We start from the raw sequence: 20,145 nt of genomic DNA on the forward strand, positions 1-20,145 counted from the left end.
GACGTTCCCGGCTCAGGCCTCCGCCAGCGCTGCCGGCGCGGCCTGCTCGCTGCTGAAACGCGGTTCCGTCACGCCTGCCCGCGCCGACGCTGTCTCCTGCAGCAGCGGCGACGGCAGCACGCAGGCCGGATGCATGCGCAGGAATCCATAGATCGCGCCAGCCAGCCCGATCATCAGCCCCGGGGTGAAGGCCGCACGGGTCAGCCCGCCGACCATGCCCTGGTGCTCCTCGATCGAAGACACGATCTCGATGGCTGCATCATCCCGCGCATAGGGGCAGCCCTCCGGGTCCAGCGCGGCGGCCAGCACCAGCAGCTCCCGGGTCGACACGTCGCCGTGGCACAGGGTATGGCTGAAACCCCATTTGCCGCGCGCATCGGCCACCGCGCGGCGCATGTCGCGCAGCTGTGCCGGATCACCCGTACGCGCATACAGGTCGGCGGCCGCCAGTCCGATGCCGACGCTGCCGTGGCACCAGGTCGGGAAATTCTTCTGCCCGTCCTGCAGATGGATGTCACGCCAGTGCCCGGTGTGCGGTTCGAACAATGCCGCCTGGAACGCGAAGGCCTCTTCTGCCAGTTGCCGCCAGGCAGCGCGCTCTGTCGCACTGCCCGCCGACGAGCGTGCCAGCCGTGCCAGCGCCCACCCCATGCCCATCGCACCATGGCCAAAGCCACCGATCGGCTCCCGGAACTGCGGCGTCGGCCAGCGCGCGCCGTCAGCATCGACGATCGCCGCATCCTGCATCCGTCGTCCCGCTGCGGCCGCCAGATCCAGCCAGCGCGCGCTGCCGGTGGCCTCGGCCAGCGCCAGCAGCGGCAGGATCATGCCGGACACGCCATCAATCAGTTCGAACTTCACCGGCCCCTGGAAACCACGGCGTTCCGCGGCTTCCGCGCAGTGCTCTGCCAGCGCCAGCAGTGCCGGCCGCTGCAACAGATCGTGCAACGCCAGCAGTGTCCAGATCTGCGAGCCGGTGCCGACGAATCCACCATCGATCTCGGCGGGATGGCGCTCGCACATGGTCTGGAACACTGCGATGGCGCCCTCGATGGCTGGCTCCAGGCCAGCCACCGGATCTGCACGTCCCTGCTCTGCTTCACGGCGGTAAGCCGCCAGCGCGAAGGCAATGCCACCCAGGCCGAAGTACAGGTCGGGCTGCACCGGTTGAACCGTCCAGCCGCTGCGGGTCACCTCGGGCGTGATCCAGGTCATCGAGCCGTCTTCACCATGCACGGCCAGCCGCAGCAGGTTCTCCACCGCCCGCGCTGCGAGCGCGCGTCGACGCGCATCCAGCCCGTCGGCGCGCGGCTGCCGTGCCGCATAGCTGTAGCCGGAGCGGGCCTCTGCACGTGCCAGCGCATGCTGGTTCAGGTCGGTGGCCACCAGCGTGCTGCGGATGGTCACGTCTTCCAGATCGATGCGCATCGCGCGCCAGTTGGCGACGATCGAATGGATGCGTGGCGCATCCAGCAGCGATGCGAAGATCGGAATGTCTCCGTAGCGCAGGTCATCCACCTCGCCGCGCACGGTGTCCAGGTCCGAGGGTGCAGCCGGTGATACCGCCGCGTTCCTTACCAGCAGGTCGACGGCACGTTCGACTGCCTGGGCTTCATTGTGCAGGGACGCCGGATGCCAGAGCATCCGCCCGAGCTCGGCATAGGCCATGGTCGGCCGCCGCACATCCCGCACCTGGCACCCTTCGAACCCTGCCAGCAACGGCATCAGCTCGCCCTTCGCATCCAGCGCGCGCAGGCGCCCACTGGCGTCGACGAAGCCTTCGCTGATGTGGTCCCAGTACAGCGAGACATCCGGCTGCGGGCTCGGATGGTTCTGTGCGATGGCGACCTCTGCCTCGACCAGGCCCAGCCGCGCCGGCGCGGTCCCGTCTTCGATGATCACCGGCACCTGCACCCGTGGCTGCTCGCCCGGCAGCGCGCCGGCGGCGGACAGATCCACACCCTCCATGCCGAGGCCGGTGGTGCGGAACGGCACGATACCGGTGCGCAGCACGGAATTGCGCATCAGTTTGACGGCCGTGTCGTAGGCATCTCCCAAGCCTGAGGGTTCGACGTCGATGACGCGCGAAAACACACTCTCGGCGTCGACCACCACCGGCACCGGCCCGACTGCAATCAGGTTCTCAAGATGGATGTCGGTACCCCCGACCAGGCGCAGGATCGCCAGCCAGTGACCGAGGCCGCGGTAATAGGCACGCAGCTCTTCGTCACCGGAACAATAGCGGTGCGCGGCGAATGCGGCCCAGCCGTGGCTGCCACGATCCACCACGCGGGGTACGCGTACCCGGTCCGCGCCTTCGCCGAAGACTGCGGCAAGCAGGCCATCGAGCGTGGCATCGATGCGCAGCGAGCGCGGCTTGTACATCAGCGTGCCGCCGTCGAACTGCAGCCGCGCCACGGTCCGGCCGCCGCCATGCAGGTCACCCCGCCCCAGCGAGACGGCACGCATTGCTCCTGCCGGCCTGTCGAGCAGCTCCGTCAGCAGCGCGCGATCACTGCCGATGCGCGCGGCCAGCTCAACCACGGCCGCGCATTGGCCATCGAGCATGCGCGACAGCCGCGGCAGCAGCACCGGGTAGCGTCGCTGCAGATGCTCCTGGAAGCCCTCGCTGGTGGCAAGGGCCATGAATTCGTCCAGTGCACCGGCGCTTTCAAGCGGGCCGATGTCACCGCCGCGCGCGGCGGCATGCAGTTCAAGCAGCAGCACGCGATTGAGCTTGAGCTGGGCATGCTCACGAAGCGCCGCATCGCCCTGCCCGTGCAGCAGCTTGCGTTCGTCCGGCTGCAGGTCGATCGCGGGGTCATGCAGGCCCGCCGCCAACGCGGCGCGCGCATCGGCAAGGAAATGTTCGGTGATGCGCGCAAACACGGCCGCAGCCGGAGAAGCGGTCATTACGCCCCCTGCAAAGTGTCCAGAGTCTGTTCCAGTGGCCGGCACGCAGCGCAAGCCGCTACGTGCCGGCTCGGGCTACATCAACAGCACAGGCAGTGATTGACCACCGACATCGTGGTGGTGCACTCGGTACCACCACCGGTGATCAGGGTGTCGGAGGCCGACGTGAGCGCGGACTCGGTGGCCGCAGCGCCATAGATGAACAGCGAACCGGCGGGGTTGGCGCATCCATCCACATCGTCCGAGCCGTTGAGCCAGCCGGACACAACATTGTCATTCAGATCCATTCGCAATCTCCTGTCATTCACAACATGAGGCGTTGAGAACGTGGATCGATTCCACGTTCCTTCGGATACGGCCAGTCCCTGGCATCAACTTCATGCTGCGAGCGATACTGGATGACAGGTACTGCCGCCCGTGCACACTGCATCGGCATTCGATGCGGCGTCAAGCTGCGCTGCGGCAGGCACGCGGATGCACGGCACGCGCAACACAGGAGGGCGCGTGCATGGCCGGGATGTGAGATGCAGGGATGGCCGGCCGGTGGCCGGCACCTCCAGGGACAGGCTCAGCGCTTCAGCTGCGCAAGAATCTCGCGGGTCATCGGATCGGTGATCGCCACGTCCTCACCCTGCAACGCCGGCAGCAGGCCACTGGCCAGCTGCTTGCCCAGCTCGACACCGAACTGGTCGAAGGCATTGATGTTCCAGATCACCGATTGCACGTACACGGCGTGCTCGTACATCGAGATCAGCGCGCCCAATGCCTGCGGGGTGAGTGCATCAAGCAGGATCAGCGTGCTCGGGCGGCCGCCCGGGTAATCGCGGTGTGGATCGTCGCTGCCCTGGCCATTGGCCAGCGCCTCGGTCTGCGCCAGCAGGTTGGCCAGCAGGGCCTGATGATTGATCGTGTAGGGATCATCGTTATGCACGCAGCCGATGAAATCGGCCGGCACGATGCTGGTGCCCTGGTGCAGCGCCTGGAAGAAGCTGTGCTGCACATCGGTGCCCGCCCCGCCCCACCACACCGGCACGGTGTCGGTGGTGACCGGCTGGCCATCGCGCTGCACGCGCTTGCCCAGGCTCTCCATCACCAGCTGCTGCAGGTAGGCCGGCAGCAGCGCCAGGCGCTGGTCGTAGGTCATCACCGCATGCGTGGCACAGCCCAGCAGGTTGCGGTTCCAGATGTCGGTCAGGCCGTGCAGCACCGGCAGGTTGCGCTCCAGCGGCGCGTCCAGCGCATGCGCATCCATCTGCGCGGCGCCTTCCAGCAGCTGCTCGAAACGCTCGAAGCCGATCGCCAGCGCGATCGGGAAGCCGACCGCCGACCACAGCGAATAACGCCCCCCCACCCAGTCCCACATCGGCAGCACGCGATCGGCAGCGATCGCGAACGCCTTGGCGGCACGTTCCGGATTGGCGCTGACTGCATACAGGCGCTCGCTGCCGCCCAGCCAGTCGTGCAGGATCTGGCCGTTGAGCAGGGTTTCCTGGGTACCGAAGGTCTTGGAGATCAGGATACCGGCGGTCTTTGCCGGATCCAGCGTGGCCAGCGTGCGCTGCATGGCGGCGCCGTCCACGTTCGACACGAAATGCACGCGCAGGCGCGCGCCGCTGACCGGGCGCAGCGCATCGGCCACCAGGCGCGGGCCGAGATCGGAACCGCCGATGCCGACGCTGACCACGTCGGTCACGCCGCTGTCTTCCAGTGCGCGCACCAGCACGCCCATGCGCTGGCGGATTCCGCGCGCGGTGGCATAGGCCTCGGCCGCCACCGGCGCATCGACCACATCGCCACGCAGTGCGGTATGCAACGCGGCGCGGCCTTCGGTCAGGTTGACCTGCTCGCCGCGGAACAGGCGGTTGATGGCGCCGCCGACATCACGGTCGGCGGCCAGTGCCAGCAACGCCTGCAGCGCCGCGGCATCGTATTTCTGCCGGGCGAAGTTGACGTACAACGGACCGACCCGCAGCGCCAGGTCCTGGACGCGGCCGGGTTCGGCGGCGAGCAGGCTGGGAATGCTTGCGCCCTTCAGGCGCTGGGCGTGGGAATGCAGCGAGTCGAATCCGTTGTTCGTTGTCATGCGGCCTGGGTCGGGATCGTGTCGTTGGTGTGGGTGATCTGGTTGCTGCCATCAACGTACACCAGCTTCGGCTTGAAGCTGTCGGCTTCCTGCTCGGTCATGCTGGCGAACGCGGCGATGATGATGATGTCACCGACCTGCACGTGGCGCGCGGCGCCACCGTTGAGCGAGACAACGCCGCTGCCGGCTTCGGCGCGGATGGCATAGGTCGAGAAGCGCGCACCGTTGGTCACGTCCCAGATGTGCACCTGCTCGAACTCGCGGATGCCGGTGGCAGCCAGCAGGTTGTCGTCGATGGCGATCGAGCCTTCGTAGTTCAGCTCGGAATGGGTGACGGTGGCGCGGTGGATCTTGGTCTTGAGCAGGGACAGGTGCATGGGGGCGCTGCAACGGCAAAGGAAAGAGCGGATTCTAGCACCCGCTTGGGCGTCGTCAGGGGCCTGCGGCAGGACGCTGAAGGCCGTTCAGGCGTCCTCGCCTGGCGGCGCTACCGGGACCGCACTGGCGATGCCGTCCATGGACAGGCAGAACACGGTGTGGAAGGCCAGCCCGGCGACCCCGCCGAAGCCCCCTGCAGCCAGCACCAGCAGGCCATAGCCGACCACATCGAAGGTGTCGACGTAACGCAGGCGCTGCAGCAGCGGGCCGCTGTCCTCTCCCGGCCAGGTATAGATGGCCATGACCAGCGCCGCCAGCCCGAAGCCGACCCACACGAAGCGGCCCCGGCGCAGGCGCAGGCGATGCTGAGACTGCTGGAACAGCGCCATCGGCAGCAGCACGGCAATGGCACCGCAGGCGGCCAGCGCGAACATCAGACCGCCGCCGTCGAGCGCCGGTAGCGGTGTGCGCCTGAATTCGAGTGCGAACAACAGGCCGCCCACCAGCTGGGCCGGCAGCATGCCGGCAGCCAGCACCGCCAGGATCGAGGCCTGGGCAAGGCGGCCGGCGTCAGTGGCAGGAATCTTCATGTGCTGTCTCCCGTCCGTGGGAAGGTGGGAGGCGCCCGTTGCGGGCGCCCCGGAGCCGCATGCGGCTCAGAACTCCAGATTGTCGATCAACCGGGTGCTACCCAGGCGCGCGGCAATCAGTGCCACGCGGCCACCGCCGTCGAAGGTCGGCTCGGCCAGCTCCGGGGTGCGCAGCACCGCGTAGTCGACCTGGAAACCGGCCGCCTGCAGCGCACCGGTTGCATCGGCCTCGATCTGCGCACGCGACTGGCCAGCCACATAGCCTTCGCGCATGCCCAGCAGGGTGCGGTGAAGGGTCGTCGCGACCGGGCGCTGTTCGGCGCTCAGGTACTGGTTGCGCGAGCTCTTGGCCAGGCCATCCTCGTCGCGCACGATCTCCGCGCCGACGATCTGGATCGGGAACGACAACTCGGCCACCATCTGCCTGATCACGGCCAGCTGCTGGTAGTCCTTGCGGCCGAATACCGCCACATCCGGCTGCACCTGCAGGAACAGGCGTGCCACCACCGTGCACACACCATCGAAGTGGCCCGGGCGGCTGGCACCCTCCAGCACTTCACTCACGCCCGGGGCGTGCATCTGCGTGGTCTTGTCCACGCCCAGCGGGTACATCGCCTCCACGCTCGGCAGCCACACGGCATCGCAGCCGACCTGCTCCAGCCCGGCCACATCGGCCTCGGGCGTGCGCGGGTAGCGACTGAAGTCTTCATTGGGGCCGAACTGGGTCGGGTTGACGAAGATGCTCGCCACCACCTTGTCGGCGTACTGGCGTGCCAGGGTCACCAGCGAATGGTGGCCGCCATGCAGGTTGCCCATGGTCGGCACCAATGCCACGCGCAGGCCTTCGCGCTTCCACTGGCCGATCTGCTCGCGCAGTGCGCCAAGCTCGTTGAAGGTCTGGATCATTGGGCGTAGGCGTGCTGTTCGTCAGGGAAGCTGCCGTCGCGCACGGCGTCGGCATAGGCACGGGTCGCACCGGCCACCGAACCACCTTCGGCAAGGAAATCCTTGACGAACTTCGGGCGGCGGTGACCGCTGTCCAGGCCGAGGAAATCATGCAGCACCAGCACCTGGCCATCGCACTGCGGGCCGGCGCCGATGCCGATGGTCGGCACGTCCACCGCCGCCGTGACCTCGGCAGCGACCGGGGTCGGCACGCATTCGAGCACCATGATGCTGGCACCGGCAGCCGCCACGGCCCTGGCATCGTCCACCAGCTGGCGAGCGGCATCGCCACGGCCCTGGATCTTGAAGCCGCCCAGGCGCAGCACCGACTGCGGGGTCAGGCCCAGATGCGCGCAGACCGGGATCTCGCGCTCGACCAGGTAACGGATGATGTCGACCTTGAAGCCGGCACCTTCGATCTTGACCATCTCGGCACCGGCCTGCAGCAGCTGCAGCGAGGCATCCAGCGCGCGTTCGGGCGTAGCGTCGGCGCCAAACGGCAGATCGGCCACCAGCAGCGCCCGCTGCAGCACGCGGGCCACGGCGCGGGTGTGGTAGACCATGTCGGCCACGGTCACCGGCAGGGTCGAATCATGGCCCTGCACGACCATGCCCAGCGAATCGCCGATCAGGATCAGGTCAACGCCGTTTGCGTCGAAAGTGCGGGCAAAGCCGGCGTCGTAGGCGGTCAACATGACCAGCTTCTGGCCATTGCGCTTGGCCTCGGCCAAGGCGGGAACGGTCCAGGGCTTGCTGTCTGCGTGGGTGCTCATGTGCTGATAACCGGGGGAGATAACCCGGGCATTATCACTCTATCGGCGCGATCCCGCAGGCATCCACCCGCATCACTGCATCCCGCACGCGTCCATGGCCGGGAATGGCCAGATCCGGTGCGATTTCGGCCAGTGGCACCAATACGAAGGCACGCTCGTGCAGGTACGGGTGCGGCACCTGCAGCCCGGGCTGGTCGAGTTCCTGCGCGCCGTACAGCAGCAGGTCGAGATCCAGCGCGCGCGGGCCCCAGTGCACCGCCGGATCACGCACGCGGCCGAAGCGCTGCTCCAGTGCCAGCATCGCCTGCAACAGTTCGCCAGCCGGCAGCACGGTATCGACCGCCGCCACCGCGTTGACGAACGGCGGCTGGTCTTCATTGCCCCAGGCTGGCGTGGCGTACAGGCGCGAAGCCTGCCGCAGGCGGGTCCCGGGCAGCCCGTCCAGCGCGGCAATCGCCGCGCCGACGGTGGCGGCCGCGTCGCCGAGGTTGGCGCCGAGGCCGATCCAGGCAAGGGTCATCGCTTACTCGCCCGTTGCACCGGCCGGAGCACCCGGACGACGGCGGCGGCGACGGCGCTTGCGCGGTGCCCCGCTCTCGTCGTCACCCTCTTCGCTGTGCATCGCATCCAACGACGACTCCAGTTCGCGCCCGGACTGCGCCTGCGCCTCGCGCCAGAACTCGACATCGGCGGCGTGCTCGGCCGAAGCCACCTGGCGCAGGCTGAGGAAGTCGAACGCAGCACGGAAGCGCGGATGGGTCAGGGTGCGGAACACGCGCTTGCGCTGGCGCGAGCCGAAACGCGACTGCAGCAGCCAGATCTCCTGCATCGGCAGCGAGAAGCGGCGCGGCAGCGCGATGGTGCTCAGCTGCTGCACGGTCACACGATCGGCGGCACGCCGCTGTGCCTCTTCCGGTGCCACGCCCTGCTTGAGCAGGGTTGCCTGCGCCCGGCAGTAGGCCGGCCACAGCAGCAGCGCGAACAGGAACGCCGGCGAGACCGGCTCGTCATTGGCAACGCGCGCATCGGTGTTGGCCAGGCCCTCGACCAGCATGCGGCGCAGCGCGCCGGTGCGGTTGGACTTGAGCGCCTTGGCGCTTTCCGGGAACAGCACATCCAGCAGGCCGTAGCGCTCCAGGCCTTCGAAGCTGGCCACGCCATGCCCGGACAGGAACAGCTTGAGCACTTCCTCGAACAGGCGCGCTGGCGCGGCTTCGTTGAGCAGGCCAGCCAGATGCGGGATCGGCGCGGCGGTGCCCTCTTCGATCTGGAAACCGAGCTTGGCCGCCAGGCGCACCGCACGCAGCATGCGCACCGGGTCTTCGCGGTAGCGCTGCTCGGGGTCGCCGATCAGCTTCATCAGGCGCGCCTGCACGTCTTCAAAGCCGCCGGTGTAGTCACGCACCGAGAAGTCCTCGATGGCGTAGTACAGGGCGTTGCAGGTGAAGTCGCGGCGGACGGCGTCGTCTTCGATGGAGCCGTACACGTTGTCGCGCACGAGCATGCCGTTTTCCATCTCGCGGTCGCCGCTGCCGTCATCGCTGTTGGCACGGAAGGTAGCGACTTCGATGATCTCGCGGCCGAATACCACGTGGGCCAGGCGGAAGCGGCGGCCGATCAGGCGGCAGTTGCGGAACAGCTGCTTGACCTGTTCGGGCGTGGCGTCGGTGGCCACGTCGAAATCCTTGGGTTGGCCATTGACCAGCAGGTCGCGCACCGCGCCGCCGACAAGGTAGGCGCCGAAGCCGGCATCGCGCAGGCGATAAAGCACGCGCAGGGCGTTCGGGCTGATGTCCTTGCGGGAGATCGTGTGCTGGTCGCGCGGGATGACGCGCAGGCTGAACGGTGATGTAGCAGAGGAAATGATGTTGGCGCTTCCGGTTGAAGTTTCGGGATTGCCCAATGGCATCGAGGTGCATATACTAGCGCTCCTGCCTCGGCAGCGACACAGTTACGCTCCCTTCGTCTAGTGGTTAGGACGTGGCCCTCTCAAGGCTAAAACAGGGGTTCGAGTCCCCTAGGGAGCGCCAGTCGCCGCAGCAGGAACCGAAAAAGCCCGCCTTGTGCGGGCTTTTCTGTTTTCCGGGGTTTGCAATGGCATCGATCAGCTGGGTCGCAGTAGCGCCTCCCTGTCCCTGCGCGGGAGGGGGCGGGTCACCCCCTCCTGACAGATTCCCGCGACGGCGGCACGAACAGCCTCGCCCCTCCGCGGCCAATTCAATCCCGACGCGCAGACCCGCGTCCGCCACCCGCAATGTGTCGAGAGGCTGCAGGCCAGCCGATCCAGGACCGTTGGCGCCATGGATGGCGCCATCGAGCCCCCAGGGATGGGTTTACGGCGTGTCCTGGAGCGGCTGGTCTGCCACCTCCCCACGGAAGAGTGTGAGGCGCTGAAACCCAGGCTGGGCCGTCAGCCTTCCATCTGCTCCAGCTCCTTGCCCTTGGTCTCGCGCACATGGCGGACGACGAAGAAGATCGAGAGGATCGCTGCGACCGTATAGATGCCGTAGGCCCCGGCCAGGCCGATGCCGGCCAGCAGCATCGGGAAGGTCACGGTGATCGCGAAGTTCGAGGTCCACTGCGCCGCGCCGGCCACCGCCAGTGCCGGGCCGCGGATCTGGTTCGGGAACATCTCGCCCAGCATCACCCACATCACCGGGCCCCAGGACATGTTGAAGAACACCACGTACACGTTGGCCGCCACCAGCGCCAAGCGGCCCATGCCGTCGGACAGCTGCAGGCGGCCATCGGCCAGGCTGCCACTGGCAAATGCCACCACCATCAGCACCAGCGCCACCGACATGCCAACCGAACCGATCCACAGCAGCGGCTTGCGACCGATACGATCGATCAGCAGCACGGTCACCAGGCAGGCTCCGATGCTCAGTGCACCCGACAGCACGTTGATCAGCAGCGCATCGCTTTCCGAGAAGCCGACCGCCTGCCACAGCACTGCCCCGTAGTAGAACACCACGTTGATGCCGACCAGCTGCTGGAACATGGCCAGGCCGATGCCGACCCAGAGGATCGGGCGCAGCCGGCCGGTGGCCTTGTCGAGCAGATCACTGAAACGCGGCTTGTGCTGATCCTGCGCCAGGCTGGCTTCGATCTCGGCCTGCTTGGCCGCCGCCGCGCCGTCGCCGTACAGCCGCGACAGCACCGCCCTCGCCTGCGCCTGCCGCCCCTTCAGCACCAGGAAGCGCGGGCTTTCCGGAATCACCAGCAACAGCAGCAGGAACAGCGCCGACGGCAACGCCTGCATCCAGAACATCCAGCGCCAGGCTTCGTGGCCCAGCCACAGGGGCTCGGTTGACGCGCCGGCTGCGCGGGCCAGCAGGTAGTTGCTGAGGAAGGCGGCGAACAGGCCGCAGATGATCGCCATCTGCTGCACCGTGGCCAGGCGGCCGCGATAGCGTGCCGAGGCCACTTCGGCGATGTAGGCCGGTGACATCACGCTGGCCGCGCCTACGGCGAAGCCGCCGAGCACGCGCGCGGCGATGAACAGCCAGGACGCATGGGCGGCGCCGGCGCCCAGCGCCGAGACCAGGAACATCAATGCCGAGACGATCAGTACGCCGCGGCGCCCCAGGCGATCCCCCAGCCAGCCGGCCAGGAAGGCGCCGATCGCGCAGCCCAGCAGCATCGAAGCAACTTCGAAACCCAGTGCCGCTTCGCTGGAGTTGAAGGCCTGGCGCAGGCCATCGACCGTGCCATTGATGACACCACTGTCGAAACCGAACAGGAATCCACCGAGGGTGGCCACGCAACTGATCAGGACGATGAACGCGGTGTTCTCACCGCCGTGCGGGGCGGTGCCGGTCTGGGTTTGGGACATGGACGATCCTGCTGGAAAGGGAATTCGACCACCCCTGCGGCCGATGGCCCGCAGCGTCGCACAGGCCTGGCCGTGCCGCCAATGGGCGCAGTGGTCGCGCCTGCCAGACGCCCGTTTTCCGCCCCGCGCCGACACCGGGGGCCAACCTGTTCTAGAATTGTCAGGTTCAGGAATCGATCCACCCCCAGCCCATGCCCTTTGTCGTCACCGAAAACTGCATCAAGTGCAAACACACCGATTGCGTGGAAGTGTGCCCCGTGGATTGCTTCCACGAAGGCCCGAACTTCCTGGTGATCGACCCGGATGAGTGCATCGACTGCACCCTCTGCGAGCCGGAGTGCCCGGTCAACGCGATCTTCCCGGAGGACGATGTCCCCGCCGGGCAGGAAGGCTTCGTCGCCCTCAATGCCGAACTGGCAAAGGAATGGCCGGTGCTGACCGTGCGCAAGGACCCGCCCGCCGACGCCGGCGAATGGGACGGCAAGCCGGACAAGCTGAAGCTGCTGGAGCGCTGAGAAGCGCCTCTTGCGGCAACGAAAAGGGCGCCCATGGGCGCCCTTTTCTGTTCTTCGGCAGATGCCAACCGCGTGATCCGGTAGGTGCCAACCACCCGATCCGGTAGGTGCCAACCTTGGTTGGCACAGAAGCGCCGACCAAGGTCGGCCCCTACCCGGGCACGTGCGGACCTGGGCCCGCACCCACCCGACCGGCTCTTACTGGGCCAGCTTCGCCTTCAGTGCGGCAATCAGCTTGACCGGCGCTTCGGCAGTGGCCGGCAGGCCACGCGGGTCGACCGCGGAGATGTAGGCGCCGGCATCGACAGCGACCACGCGGACCAGGAAGTTGCTGCCTTCGTAGGCCACGTCGTACGAGCCCAGCAGCTGCGCGCGGCTGGCGATGGTCACGCCCGCCACGCCTTCCAGCGCGCTACCGACCTTGGCGAAGGCTTCATCCTTGCCGCCGGCGATGGTGAAACCGGTGTTGCCCACGGCCGGGGCCGCAGCCACCGGCGCCGCCGGCTTGGTCGCCGAAGCAAGCGTCGGCACCTTGTTGTCGGAGGTGGCGTTGGGCAGGTTCAGGTCCGGCGGCACTTCCAGCGGACGCATTTCCGGGGCCAGGGCGTAGTCGCCCTTGACGCCACGCTTGAAGCAACCGGTGGTGCCGGCCGCGACAGCTACAGCAAGCAGGGCGTAGGACAGCACGCGGACGGTGGAAACGGATTGACGCATGTGAATCTCCTGGGTCAGACCAAGACGGAAGGTCAGTGGCTGGAAAGGGCTTCGAGGGCGGCGATGTCGCCGGCAAGATGGTCGGCGGCCGGATGATGCGCCGCCGACAGCGGCAGCAGCGGCAGGCGCAGGTCGTGGCCGATGCCGATGCGGCGCAGCAGCGCCTTGACCGGAATCGGGTTCGGCTCGACACCGCAGAAATCGTGGAATGGCTGCAGGCGCGCATCCCACGACCCGGTGGCATCGTGGTCATGGGCGGCGGCCAGCTCGCACATGCGGCGATAGGCGCCGGGCAGCACGTTGGAGCCGACCGAGACCAGGCCGTCGATACCGGCCTGGATCGAGCGCGCGGCCGTGCCGTCATCGCCACTGAGCACCGCGAACTGCGGGCTGCGCAGCGCCAGCAGCGCCTGCACCCGGCCGGTGTCGCCCACCGCTTCCTTGATGCCGACGATGTTGGGATGGCGGGCCAGCTCGGCCACGGTCTCCGGCTGCATGTCGCAACCGGTGCGGCCGGGCACGTTGTACAGCACGACCGGCAGCCCGCCCTGGTTGGCAACCGCGCGGTAGTGCGCGATCAGGCCGGCCTGGGTCGGCCGCACGTACGGCGGGGTGACCACCAGCGCATGGCTGGCACCCAGCGCGGCGGCCCGGCGGGTCTGTTCGATGGTTTTGGCCGTACCCGACAGGCCGGTACCGGCCATGACCGGGATGCGGCCGCCGATGCGCTCGACCGCGCTGGCCAGCAGCAGGTCGTACTCGGCATCGGTGAGGGTCGCCGCTTCACCGGTCGAGCCGGCTACGACAACGCCATGGACGCCACCTTCCAGTTGCAGGTGCAGCAGGCGCTGCCAACCGTCGGGATCGAGGGCACCGTCGGCCCGGAACGGGGTCGCCAGCGCGGTGATGAGGCCGGAAAGGGACAAGGACGTGCTGCTCTTGGCTGGGAAGGGAAAACGCCCGCCACGAAAGGGCGGGGGCGACCTGAATGTTACTTGCGGCGCGAAAGCACGGGCAAGTATGCTGGACACTGGTGGATCCCCGCCTCTGGCGGGCATTCAGACTAACGCATGCATTACCCGGAATCGCCTTGACCGACACCACCCCGCGCCCCGCGCCGAGCGAAAACCACCTCCTGATCAACGCCTATACGACGCATCCGGAGTCTCCCCTGCTGTCCGTCACCCGCCGCATCGCCGACAGCGGCTGCAATCTGGTGGACGCGCGCCTGGCCACGGTCGGCCGCGATGTCTCGGTCACCGCCCTGGCCACCGGCTCCTGGGACTCGGTGGCCAAGCTGGAAGCGATGCTGACCCGGCTCGAGCGCGAGGAAGGCCTGAAGCTGGTCTGGTACCGCACCGCTGCCAAGCAGGCGCAGTCCAACCTGCTGCCGTACATCGTCGAAGTGATCGCCGCCGACAAGCCGGGCATCCTGTTCCAGCTGGCCGATTTCTTCGACCGCCAGGGCATCACCATCGAGAACCTGCAGAGCACGCGCTACCGCGCCATGCAGACCGGTGCGGAAATGTTCAGCGCGCAGGTCACCATCGGCGTGCCGGCCAACATGCACATCGCCGCGCTGCGCGACGATTTCCTTGAATTCTGCGACCACCTGAACCTGGACGCGATCATGGACCCGATGAAGTTCTGAATGAATTCCTGATTTTTCGCACGTCCCTCACGGGCGCGTGGCGTTTCATGCAATTGTCGTAGAAAGAACCCAGGCTCGACAGAAGGACCTCATGAACAACGGCGACACCCTGGACAGCACCACCCTCTCCCTGCCGCTGGCCCTGTCCGGTGGCGACCAGGCCGCCCTCGGCGATTACGCCGGCCACTGGCTGGTGCTGTACTTCTATCCCAAGGACAGCACCCCCGGCTGCACCACCGAAGGCATCGACTTCAATGCGCTGCTGCCGAAGTTCCGCAAGGCCGGTGCGGTCGTGCTCGGTGTCTCCCGCGATTCGGTGAAGTCGCACGACAACTTCTGCGCCAGGCAGGGCTTCAACTTCCCGCTGGTCAGCGATGGCGACGAAGCGCTGTGCAACGCCTTCGACGTGATCAAGATGAAGAACATGTACGGCAAGCAGGTACGTGGCATCGAACGCAGCACCTTCCTGATTTCCCCCGACAGCCGCATCGTGCAGTCCTGGCGCAAGGTCAAGGTTGCCGGCCATGCCGATGCCGTTCTCGCCGAACTGAAGGCCTCCCAGTCCAAGTGAGTCCCACTGCCTACTGTGTCTGCCATCATCCTGCCCTGCGGCAGGCCGTGATGGTTTTTCCCTGTCCGTAACCAGGAATCGACGATGACCCGAGGCAAGCGCATCTACGTGCTGGATACCAACGTGCTGATGCACGATCCCACCGCGCTGTTCAAATTCGAGGAGCACGACGTTTACCTGCCCATGCAGGTGATCGAGGAGCTGGACAACGGCAAGAAGGGCACGTCCGAAGCGAGCCGCAATGCCCGCCAGGTGAGCCGCTTCCTCAACGAGCTGGTGCAGGCGTCCGGCCTGGACAACCTGGCCGACGGCATTCCGCTGCAGCGCCCCAATGGGCTGCAGCTGCGCGGCAAGCAGAGCGCCGGCAAGCTGCGCTTCCAGACCAGCCATTTCGACGCCGGCAAGAGCTTCGGCCAGGTGATCCCGGACAACGCCATTCTCGGCGCGATCCTGGCCCTGAAGGAAGAAACCCCGGACCTGCCGGTGGTGTTCGTTTCCAAGGACATCAACCTGCGGATCAAGGCGGCGATCGCCGGCATCGTGTCCGAGGACTACGAGAACGATCGCGCGCTGGACGATTTCAGCCTGCTCTACACCGGCGCCACCGAGCTGCCGGAAGATTTCTGGAAGCGCCACGGCGAAGACCTGCGCAGCTGGAGCGACAAGGGCCGCACCCATTACGAAATCCAGGCACAGGACGGCGAGGAGTGGTATCCGAACCAGTACGTCTACCTGCCCGGCGAAGATGAAGTCGAGCTGCGCGTCAGCCGCGTGGTGGGCGACGGCAAGGTGGTGCTGTCGCTGGTCGACGATTTCCGCCATGGCAGCCATGCCGTGTGGGGCATCAGCGCACGCAACCGCGAGCAGAACTTCGCGCTCAACGCGCTGATGGATCCGGAGATCGACTTCGTCACCCTGCTCGGCACCGCCGGCACCGGCAAGACCCTGCTGGCACTGGCTGCCGGCCTGGCGCAGACGATGGACCAGCAGCGCTACCGCGAGATCATCATGACCCGCGCCACGGTCAGCGTCGGCGAGGACATCGGCTTCCTGCCCGGCACCGAGGAAGAGAAGATGACGCCGTGGATGGGCGCACTGACCGACAACCTGGAAGTGCTGACGCACAACCAGGAAGGCGGCACCTGGGGCCGCCAGGCGACCAACGACCTGCTCGCCAGCCGCATCAAGATCCGCTCGATGAACTTCATGCGCGGCCGCACCTTCCTGTCGCGCTACCTGATCCTGGACGAGGCGCAGAACCTCACCCCGAAGCAGATGAAGACGCTGATCACCCGTGCCGGCCCCGGCACCAAGATCGTCTGCCTGGGCAACGTCGAGCAGATCGACACCCCGTACCTGACCGAGACCACCTCGGGCCTGACCTACGCGGTGGATCGCTTCAAGAACTGGCCGCACAGCGCGCACATCACCCTGCGCCGTGGCGAGCGTTCGCGCCTGGCCGACTACGCTTCGGAGGTATTGTGAGCCGCTGCACCCGACTGCTGCTGCCCACGGCTGCGATCGCCCTCGCAGCCGCGCTGGGTGCCTGCACCACCACGCGCGGCCCGGCCAGCGTGCCGACCGCCGAGCGTACCGGACAGTCCTGGGTGGTCACCCGCCCGATCATCGCCGCGCAGGTGCTAGACACCTGCTCACGCCCCAGCCCCGGCCGCGAGGCCGGGCGGGTCAGCGGCTACTGGGCGCCCAGCCGGCAACAGGTCGACCAGCTGGAAGCGAAGCTGTCCTCGCTGGAGGCGCAGGTGCCGAAGGTGCTGGACTTCGATCGCCAGTACGTTGGCATCGAAAGTGCCGGCAAGCGGCTGATCTACATCAACGCCTTCCACCTGCCCGACGACAGCGGCGTCAATCCGGCCCGTGAAGCGATCCGCGTCTGCGATGGCGGTGCACAGTTCTGGGGCGCCGTGTTCGACCCGGCCAGCAACACCTTCAGCGAGCTGCAGTTCAACGGCGGCTTCGGCGGGCCCTGAGGGGCCCTGCCGATGGGAATACGCCTGCCCACCTGGGTCTGGATCGGTGCGGTTGCGCTCTCGTGCGTGGCCGGCATGGTCAACGTGGTCGGTTTTCTGGGTTTCGAGCATCAGGCGGTCAGCCACATGACCGGCAGCACCAGCCAGCTGGGCATGGCGCTGGCCCAGCGCGACTGGCGTGCGGTCGGGCATCTGTGGGGCCTGCTGATCGCCTTCTCGCTGGGCGCCATGCTCAGCGGCCTGTTGATCCAGGACAGCGCCCTGCAGCTGGGGCGTCGTTACGGCGTCGCGCTGGCGCTGGAATCGGCGCTGCTGCTGGTGGCCATTCCGCTGTTCGAACAGCACCAGATCTGGGGCGCACTGGCCGCCGCCATGGCCTGCGGCCTGCAGAATGCGATGGCCACCACCTTCAGCGGCGCAGTGGTGCGCACCACCCACCTCAGCGGCATGTTCACCGACCTCGGCATCGGCCTGGGCCACCTGCTGCGTGGGCTGCCGCTGCAGGTTCGCCGACTGACCCTCAGCGGGTTGATCATCAGCGGCTTCCTCGCCGGTGGCATCCTCGGCGCCTGGTTGTTCATGCGCTGGCAGTACGACGCCCTGCTCGCCCCCGCCCTGCTGACCGGCCTGACCGGGCTGGGCTATGTGGTGTACCAGCAGTGGGCGCGCTGGCGGCATTGAGTCAAGGACATCCACGCATGGCGCGGAGCTACCTTCCCCAGCGGGACCACGGCACAATCGCTGGATGAGCCCGACCACTCCCGTATCCGCCCTCACCATCGCCGGCTCCGACTCCGGCGGTGGTGCTGGAATCCAGGCCGACCTGAAGGCGTTCGCCGCACATCGCGTGCATGGCCTGTCGGCGATCGCCGCGCTGACCGCACAGAACACCCGCGGCGTGACCGCCGTGCACGTGCCGCCGGTCGACTTCCTGCGTGCGCAGCTGGAGGCCTGTTTCGATGATTTCGATATCCACGCGGTGAAGCTCGGCATGCTGGCCAACGCCGAGGTGATCAACGTCGTTGCCGACACACTGCAGCGCCATCGCCCACCGCACGTGGTGCTGGACCCGGTGATGGTCGCCACCAGTGGCGCACGCCTGCTGGAAGACAGCGCCCTGCAGGCGATGCGTGAGCGCCTGATTCCCCTTGCCACGCTGATCACCCCGAACACACCGGAAGCAGAACTGCTGGTCGGGCGGAACATCGGCAACGGTAACGATGCCGAGCAGGCCGCCTCCGCCCTGCTCGACCTCGGTGCCGGCGCCGTTCTGCTCAAGGGCGGCCATCTGCATGAGGGCAATCGGGTGATCGATCGCTACTTCGATGGTGTCAGCAGCGAAGAGTTCATCCACGCCCGCCTGCCGCTGGATGCGCACGGCACCGGCTGCACGCTGGCCTCGGCAATCGCCGCGCAGCTGTGCAACGGCCTGAGCCTGGCCAATGCCTGCGAGGCCGGCATCGACTATGTCGCGCGCGGGCTGCAGAGGGGCTACGCCCCCGGCCGCAGCGAGGTGCTGGTGCTCGATCACTTCGGCGCGGCACCGCACGCATGAGCGTCACTCCGGACACGCTCGCTGTGCAGTGCGACGACGGCCATCGTTACGAGGTGATTGCCTGCGTGCCTGCGCAGCCCATCGCGCGCCTGCTGTGGCTGCCGGCATTGGGCGTGGCCGCGCGCCACTACCTGCCGCTGGCACAGGCGCTGGCGGCGAAGGGGGTTGCGGTGTACCTGCATGAGTGGCGCGGCAACGGCAGCAGCTCGCTGCGCCCGTCACGCACGCAGGACTGGGGCTATCGCGAGGTACTCGAACAGGATCTGCCGGCCAGCCAGGCCGTGCTGGCTGCAGCGGATGACGAAGCTGGCCCCCTGCCGTGGATCATCGGTGGCCACAGCCTGGGCGGACAGCTGGCCTGCGTGCATGCCGGCCGCGCTCCGCAACACTTCAACCGGCTATGGCTGGCGGCCAGTGGCTCGCCGTTCTGGCGCGGCTTCCCTCCGCCGCGCGGCTGGCTGCTGCCGTTGGTCTACCGCTTCCTGCCGTGGATCGCGCAGCGCCAGGGCGTGCTGCATGGTCGGCGCCTCGGCTTCGGTGGCACTGAAGCGCGTGGACTGATCGCCGACTGGGCGCGCGTTGGCCTGAACAACCACTACGCTGCTGTTGGCATGGATGAAGACCTGGATGCACAGATGGCGCGGGTGCACGGCAGCGCTCAGGCAGTGCTGATGGAACATGACTGGCTGGCACCGACCGGCTCGATGCGCACGCTGCTGGCGAAACTGCCGAATGTGGACGCGCAGCTGCGCGTGCTGTCTGCGCAGGAACTGGGCACGCATGCCGATCATTTCGCGTGGCTGAAAGCCCCGGACGCCGTGGCTGACTGCTTTTTCATTCAGTTGGGTGAAAATTTTCACAAAACTGTTGACGGTGCGCGCCGACATCCGCATAATTCCGCTCCTGTCGCAGGGCGCCCGTAGCTCAGTTGGATAGAGTACCTGGCTACGAACCAGGCGGTCGGGAGTTCGAATCTCTCCGGGCGCACCACTCGACAGGTTTCCAGCATCCGCCGCTGGAAATGCAGTAAAATTTGGCAGTAAGTTGATTGTGTACCGCGCGCCCGTAGCTCAGTTGGATAGAGTACCTGGCTACGAACCAGGCGGTCGGGAGTTCGAATCTCTCCGGGCGCACCATACACAGTCAGCACAACAAGTTTATGTAATTGGCGCCCGTAGCTCAGTTGGATAGAGTACCTGGCTACGAACCAGGCGGTCGGGAGTTCGAATCTCTCCGGGCGCACCATTACACCGAAACAGCAGGCCTCGGCCTGCTGTTTTTTTATGCGTGTTTTTCGGCAGGGCTGCGCCCTGCACCCGAGGTAGTGCCGGCCGCTGGCCGGCAACCTCAACAGCAAAAGCTGGTATTCCGTGGGTTGGCGGGGCGGTGTCGGAGTGCGGGGACGCCGCAAGTACGTCCATGTAGGCTTGGCAGCCGCATCCATGCGGCTGACACCCCGCACTCCGACACCGCCCCACCTTCGACAGGTTCACGCGGCTGTTGGTAGGTGTCGACCTTGGTCGACACATCTGTCAGATATCGAATGAATTCATCCACGCATGGCGTGGATCTACCGTGTCGACCAAGGTCGACACCTACCAGAGCAGTACGCCGTTCCGACAGATCGCGGAAAT

20 protein-coding genes and 4 tRNA genes are annotated in these 20,145 nt (G+C 67.0%); 12 read left to right on the forward strand and 12 right to left on the reverse strand.

Annotated elements, in window-relative coordinates:
- Nucleotides 1–12: 12 nt before the first annotated feature.
- The 9 genes from SSKA14_RS15500 to pcnB form a co-directional block, all read right to left on the reverse strand.
- A complete protein-coding gene (locus tag SSKA14_RS15500) occupies nt 13–2,913 on the reverse strand; it encodes a type 2 lanthipeptide synthetase LanM family protein (RefSeq protein WP_008268048.1) in 2,901 nt (966 codons plus the stop codon).
- Nucleotides 2,914–2,993: 80 nt separating this feature from the next.
- Nucleotides 2,994–3,200 carry a DUF6229 family protein gene (locus SSKA14_RS15505; RefSeq protein WP_008268305.1) on the reverse strand — a complete coding sequence of 69 codons (207 nt, stop codon included), beginning with the start codon at nt 3,198–3,200 and terminating at the stop codon, nt 2,994–2,996.
- A gap of 281 nt (nt 3,201–3,481) precedes the next feature.
- On the reverse strand, nt 3,482–4,996 hold the full coding sequence (gene pgi, locus SSKA14_RS15510) for a glucose-6-phosphate isomerase (RefSeq protein WP_008267571.1): 1,515 nt from the start codon (nt 4,994–4,996) through the stop codon (nt 3,482–3,484).
- Entirely contained in the window at nt 4,993–5,373 is a 381-nt protein-coding gene (gene panD / locus SSKA14_RS15515) for an aspartate 1-decarboxylase (protein ID WP_008268179.1), read from the reverse strand. Before panD ends, pgi begins: the two co-directional genes overlap by 4 nt.
- A gap of 87 nt (nt 5,374–5,460) precedes the next feature.
- The gene (locus SSKA14_RS15520; protein ID WP_008267249.1) at nt 5,461–5,964 is read right to left on the reverse strand and encodes a hypothetical protein; all 504 of its coding nucleotides are present in this window, start codon (nt 5,962–5,964) and stop codon (nt 5,461–5,463) included.
- Nucleotides 5,965–6,030: 66 nt separating this feature from the next.
- Nucleotides 6,031–6,870, reverse strand: coding sequence for a pantoate--beta-alanine ligase (gene panC / locus SSKA14_RS15525; protein ID WP_008266478.1), 840 nt, complete (start codon nt 6,868–6,870; stop codon nt 6,031–6,033).
- Nucleotides 6,867–7,682 (reverse strand): 3-methyl-2-oxobutanoate hydroxymethyltransferase, encoded by an 816-nt coding sequence (gene panB, locus SSKA14_RS15530; protein WP_008264688.1) that lies wholly within the window; start codon nt 7,680–7,682, stop codon nt 6,867–6,869. Before panB ends, panC begins: the two co-directional genes overlap by 4 nt.
- Nucleotides 7,683–7,716: 34 nt before the next feature.
- The gene (folK, locus tag SSKA14_RS15535; RefSeq protein ID WP_008267911.1) at nt 7,717–8,202 is read right to left on the reverse strand and encodes a 2-amino-4-hydroxy-6-hydroxymethyldihydropteridine diphosphokinase; all 486 of its coding nucleotides are present in this window, start codon (nt 8,200–8,202) and stop codon (nt 7,717–7,719) included.
- A gap of 3 nt (nt 8,203–8,205) precedes the next feature.
- Complete coding sequence (gene pcnB / locus SSKA14_RS15540; protein WP_040009736.1) at nt 8,206–9,585, reverse strand: polynucleotide adenylyltransferase PcnB; 1,380 nt, start codon at nt 9,583–9,585, stop codon at nt 8,206–8,208.
- Between the two features lie 52 nt (nt 9,586–9,637).
- Between pcnB and SSKA14_RS15545 the strand changes: the two genes are divergently transcribed.
- Nucleotides 9,638–9,712 (forward strand) — tRNA-Glu (locus tag SSKA14_RS15545).
- 380 nt (nt 9,713–10,092) lie between these two features.
- On the opposite strand, the gene SSKA14_RS15550 is transcribed toward SSKA14_RS15545, so the two are convergent.
- Complete coding sequence (locus SSKA14_RS15550; RefSeq protein WP_008266358.1) at nt 10,093–11,517, reverse strand: sugar porter family MFS transporter; 1,425 nt, start codon at nt 11,515–11,517, stop codon at nt 10,093–10,095.
- Nucleotides 11,518–11,708: 191 nt separating this feature from the next.
- On the opposite strand from SSKA14_RS15550, the gene fdxA reads away from it, so the two are divergent.
- Nucleotides 11,709–12,032, forward strand: coding sequence for a ferredoxin FdxA (fdxA, locus tag SSKA14_RS15555; RefSeq protein ID WP_005409054.1), 324 nt, complete (start codon nt 11,709–11,711; stop codon nt 12,030–12,032).
- 198 nt (nt 12,033–12,230) lie between these two features.
- On the opposite strand, the gene SSKA14_RS15560 is transcribed toward fdxA, so the two are convergent.
- Nucleotides 12,231–12,746 (reverse strand): hypothetical protein, encoded by a 516-nt coding sequence (locus SSKA14_RS15560; protein ID WP_008267845.1) that lies wholly within the window; start codon nt 12,744–12,746, stop codon nt 12,231–12,233.
- A 32-nt stretch (nt 12,747–12,778) separates the two neighbouring features.
- Nucleotides 12,779–13,672: a 4-hydroxy-tetrahydrodipicolinate synthase gene (gene dapA / locus SSKA14_RS15565; RefSeq protein WP_008267741.1), complete on the reverse strand. Its 894-nt coding sequence runs from the start codon at nt 13,670–13,672 to the stop codon at nt 12,779–12,781.
- Nucleotides 13,673–13,836: 164 nt separating this feature from the next.
- Between dapA and SSKA14_RS15570 the strand changes: the two genes are divergently transcribed.
- The 10 genes from SSKA14_RS15570 to SSKA14_RS15615 all read left to right on the forward strand — a co-directional run bounded on the left by SSKA14_RS15570 (nt 13,837) and on the right by SSKA14_RS15615 (nt 19,756).
- The gene (locus SSKA14_RS15570) at nt 13,837–14,397 is read left to right on the forward strand and encodes a glycine cleavage system protein R (protein ID WP_005409051.1); all 561 of its coding nucleotides are present in this window, start codon (nt 13,837–13,839) and stop codon (nt 14,395–14,397) included.
- A 91-nt stretch (nt 14,398–14,488) separates the two neighbouring features.
- On the forward strand, nt 14,489–14,968 hold the full coding sequence (locus SSKA14_RS15575; RefSeq protein WP_008265833.1) for a peroxiredoxin: 480 nt from the start codon (nt 14,489–14,491) through the stop codon (nt 14,966–14,968).
- An 84-nt stretch (nt 14,969–15,052) separates the two neighbouring features.
- Entirely contained in the window at nt 15,053–16,453 is a 1,401-nt protein-coding gene (locus SSKA14_RS15580; RefSeq protein ID WP_006432428.1) for a PhoH family protein, read from the forward strand.
- Entirely contained in the window at nt 16,450–16,956 is a 507-nt protein-coding gene (locus SSKA14_RS15585) for a hypothetical protein (RefSeq protein WP_008264693.1), read from the forward strand. The genes SSKA14_RS15580 and SSKA14_RS15585 overlap by 4 nt, the downstream gene beginning before the upstream one ends.
- Before the next feature lie 12 nt (nt 16,957–16,968).
- On the forward strand, nt 16,969–17,637 hold the full coding sequence (locus SSKA14_RS15590) for a YoaK family protein (RefSeq protein ID WP_008265511.1): 669 nt from the start codon (nt 16,969–16,971) through the stop codon (nt 17,635–17,637).
- Between the two features lie 64 nt (nt 17,638–17,701).
- Nucleotides 17,702–18,511 carry a bifunctional hydroxymethylpyrimidine kinase/phosphomethylpyrimidine kinase gene (gene thiD / locus SSKA14_RS15595; protein WP_008264936.1) on the forward strand — a complete coding sequence of 270 codons (810 nt, stop codon included), beginning with the start codon at nt 17,702–17,704 and terminating at the stop codon, nt 18,509–18,511.
- On the forward strand, nt 18,508–19,434 hold the full coding sequence (locus SSKA14_RS23525) for an alpha/beta fold hydrolase (protein ID WP_083797386.1): 927 nt from the start codon (nt 18,508–18,510) through the stop codon (nt 19,432–19,434). The genes thiD and SSKA14_RS23525 overlap by 4 nt, the downstream gene beginning before the upstream one ends.
- A tRNA-Arg gene (locus SSKA14_RS15605) sits at nt 19,425–19,501 on the forward strand. The genes SSKA14_RS23525 and SSKA14_RS15605 overlap by 10 nt, the downstream gene beginning before the upstream one ends.
- Nucleotides 19,502–19,570: 69 nt before the next feature.
- Nucleotides 19,571–19,647: transfer RNA gene (locus SSKA14_RS15610), tRNA-Arg, on the forward strand.
- Nucleotides 19,648–19,679: 32 nt separating this feature from the next.
- A tRNA-Arg gene (locus SSKA14_RS15615) sits at nt 19,680–19,756 on the forward strand.
- Nucleotides 19,757–20,145: the final 389 nt, after the last annotated feature.

Source organism: Stenotrophomonas sp. SKA14 (genome assembly GCF_000158575.1).
GTDB classification, from domain to species: Bacteria; Pseudomonadota; Gammaproteobacteria; order Xanthomonadales; family Xanthomonadaceae; genus Stenotrophomonas; species Stenotrophomonas forensis.

What these genes read in the sequence shown, in the direction of transcription:
- SSKA14_RS15500 (WP_008268048.1), bottom strand. Translation starts at nt 2,913, where the DNA reads ATGACCGCTTCTCCGGCTGCGGCCGTGTTTGCGCGCATCACCGAACAT.
- SSKA14_RS15505 (WP_008268305.1), bottom strand. Translation starts at nt 3,200, where the DNA reads ATGGATCTGAATGACAATGTTGTGTCCGGCTGGCTCAACGGCTCGGAC.
- pgi (WP_008267571.1), bottom strand. Translation starts at nt 4,996, where the DNA reads ATGACAACGAACAACGGATTCGACTCGCTGCATTCCCACGCCCAGCGC.
- panD (WP_008268179.1), bottom strand. Translation starts at nt 5,373, where the DNA reads ATGCACCTGTCCCTGCTCAAGACCAAGATCCACCGCGCCACCGTCACC.
- SSKA14_RS15520 (WP_008267249.1), bottom strand. Translation starts at nt 5,964, where the DNA reads ATGAAGATTCCTGCCACTGACGCCGGCCGCCTTGCCCAGGCCTCGATC.
- panC (WP_008266478.1), bottom strand. Translation starts at nt 6,870, where the DNA reads ATGATCCAGACCTTCAACGAGCTTGGCGCACTGCGCGAGCAGATCGGC.
- panB (WP_008264688.1), bottom strand. Translation starts at nt 7,682, where the DNA reads ATGAGCACCCACGCAGACAGCAAGCCCTGGACCGTTCCCGCCTTGGCC.
- folK (WP_008267911.1), bottom strand. Translation starts at nt 8,202, where the DNA reads ATGACCCTTGCCTGGATCGGCCTCGGCGCCAACCTCGGCGACGCGGCC.
- SSKA14_RS15550 (WP_008266358.1), bottom strand. Translation starts at nt 11,517, where the DNA reads ATGTCCCAAACCCAGACCGGCACCGCCCCGCACGGCGGTGAGAACACC.
- fdxA (WP_005409054.1), top strand. Translation starts at nt 11,709, where the DNA reads ATGCCCTTTGTCGTCACCGAAAACTGCATCAAGTGCAAACACACCGAT.
- SSKA14_RS15560 (WP_008267845.1), bottom strand. Translation starts at nt 12,746, where the DNA reads ATGCGTCAATCCGTTTCCACCGTCCGCGTGCTGTCCTACGCCCTGCTT.
- SSKA14_RS15575 (WP_008265833.1), top strand. Translation starts at nt 14,489, where the DNA reads ATGAACAACGGCGACACCCTGGACAGCACCACCCTCTCCCTGCCGCTG.
- SSKA14_RS15580 (WP_006432428.1), top strand. Translation starts at nt 15,053, where the DNA reads ATGACCCGAGGCAAGCGCATCTACGTGCTGGATACCAACGTGCTGATG.
- SSKA14_RS15590 (WP_008265511.1), top strand. Translation starts at nt 16,969, where the DNA reads ATGGGAATACGCCTGCCCACCTGGGTCTGGATCGGTGCGGTTGCGCTC.
- thiD (WP_008264936.1), top strand. Translation starts at nt 17,702, where the DNA reads ATGAGCCCGACCACTCCCGTATCCGCCCTCACCATCGCCGGCTCCGAC.
- SSKA14_RS23525 (WP_083797386.1), top strand. Translation starts at nt 18,508, where the DNA reads ATGAGCGTCACTCCGGACACGCTCGCTGTGCAGTGCGACGACGGCCAT.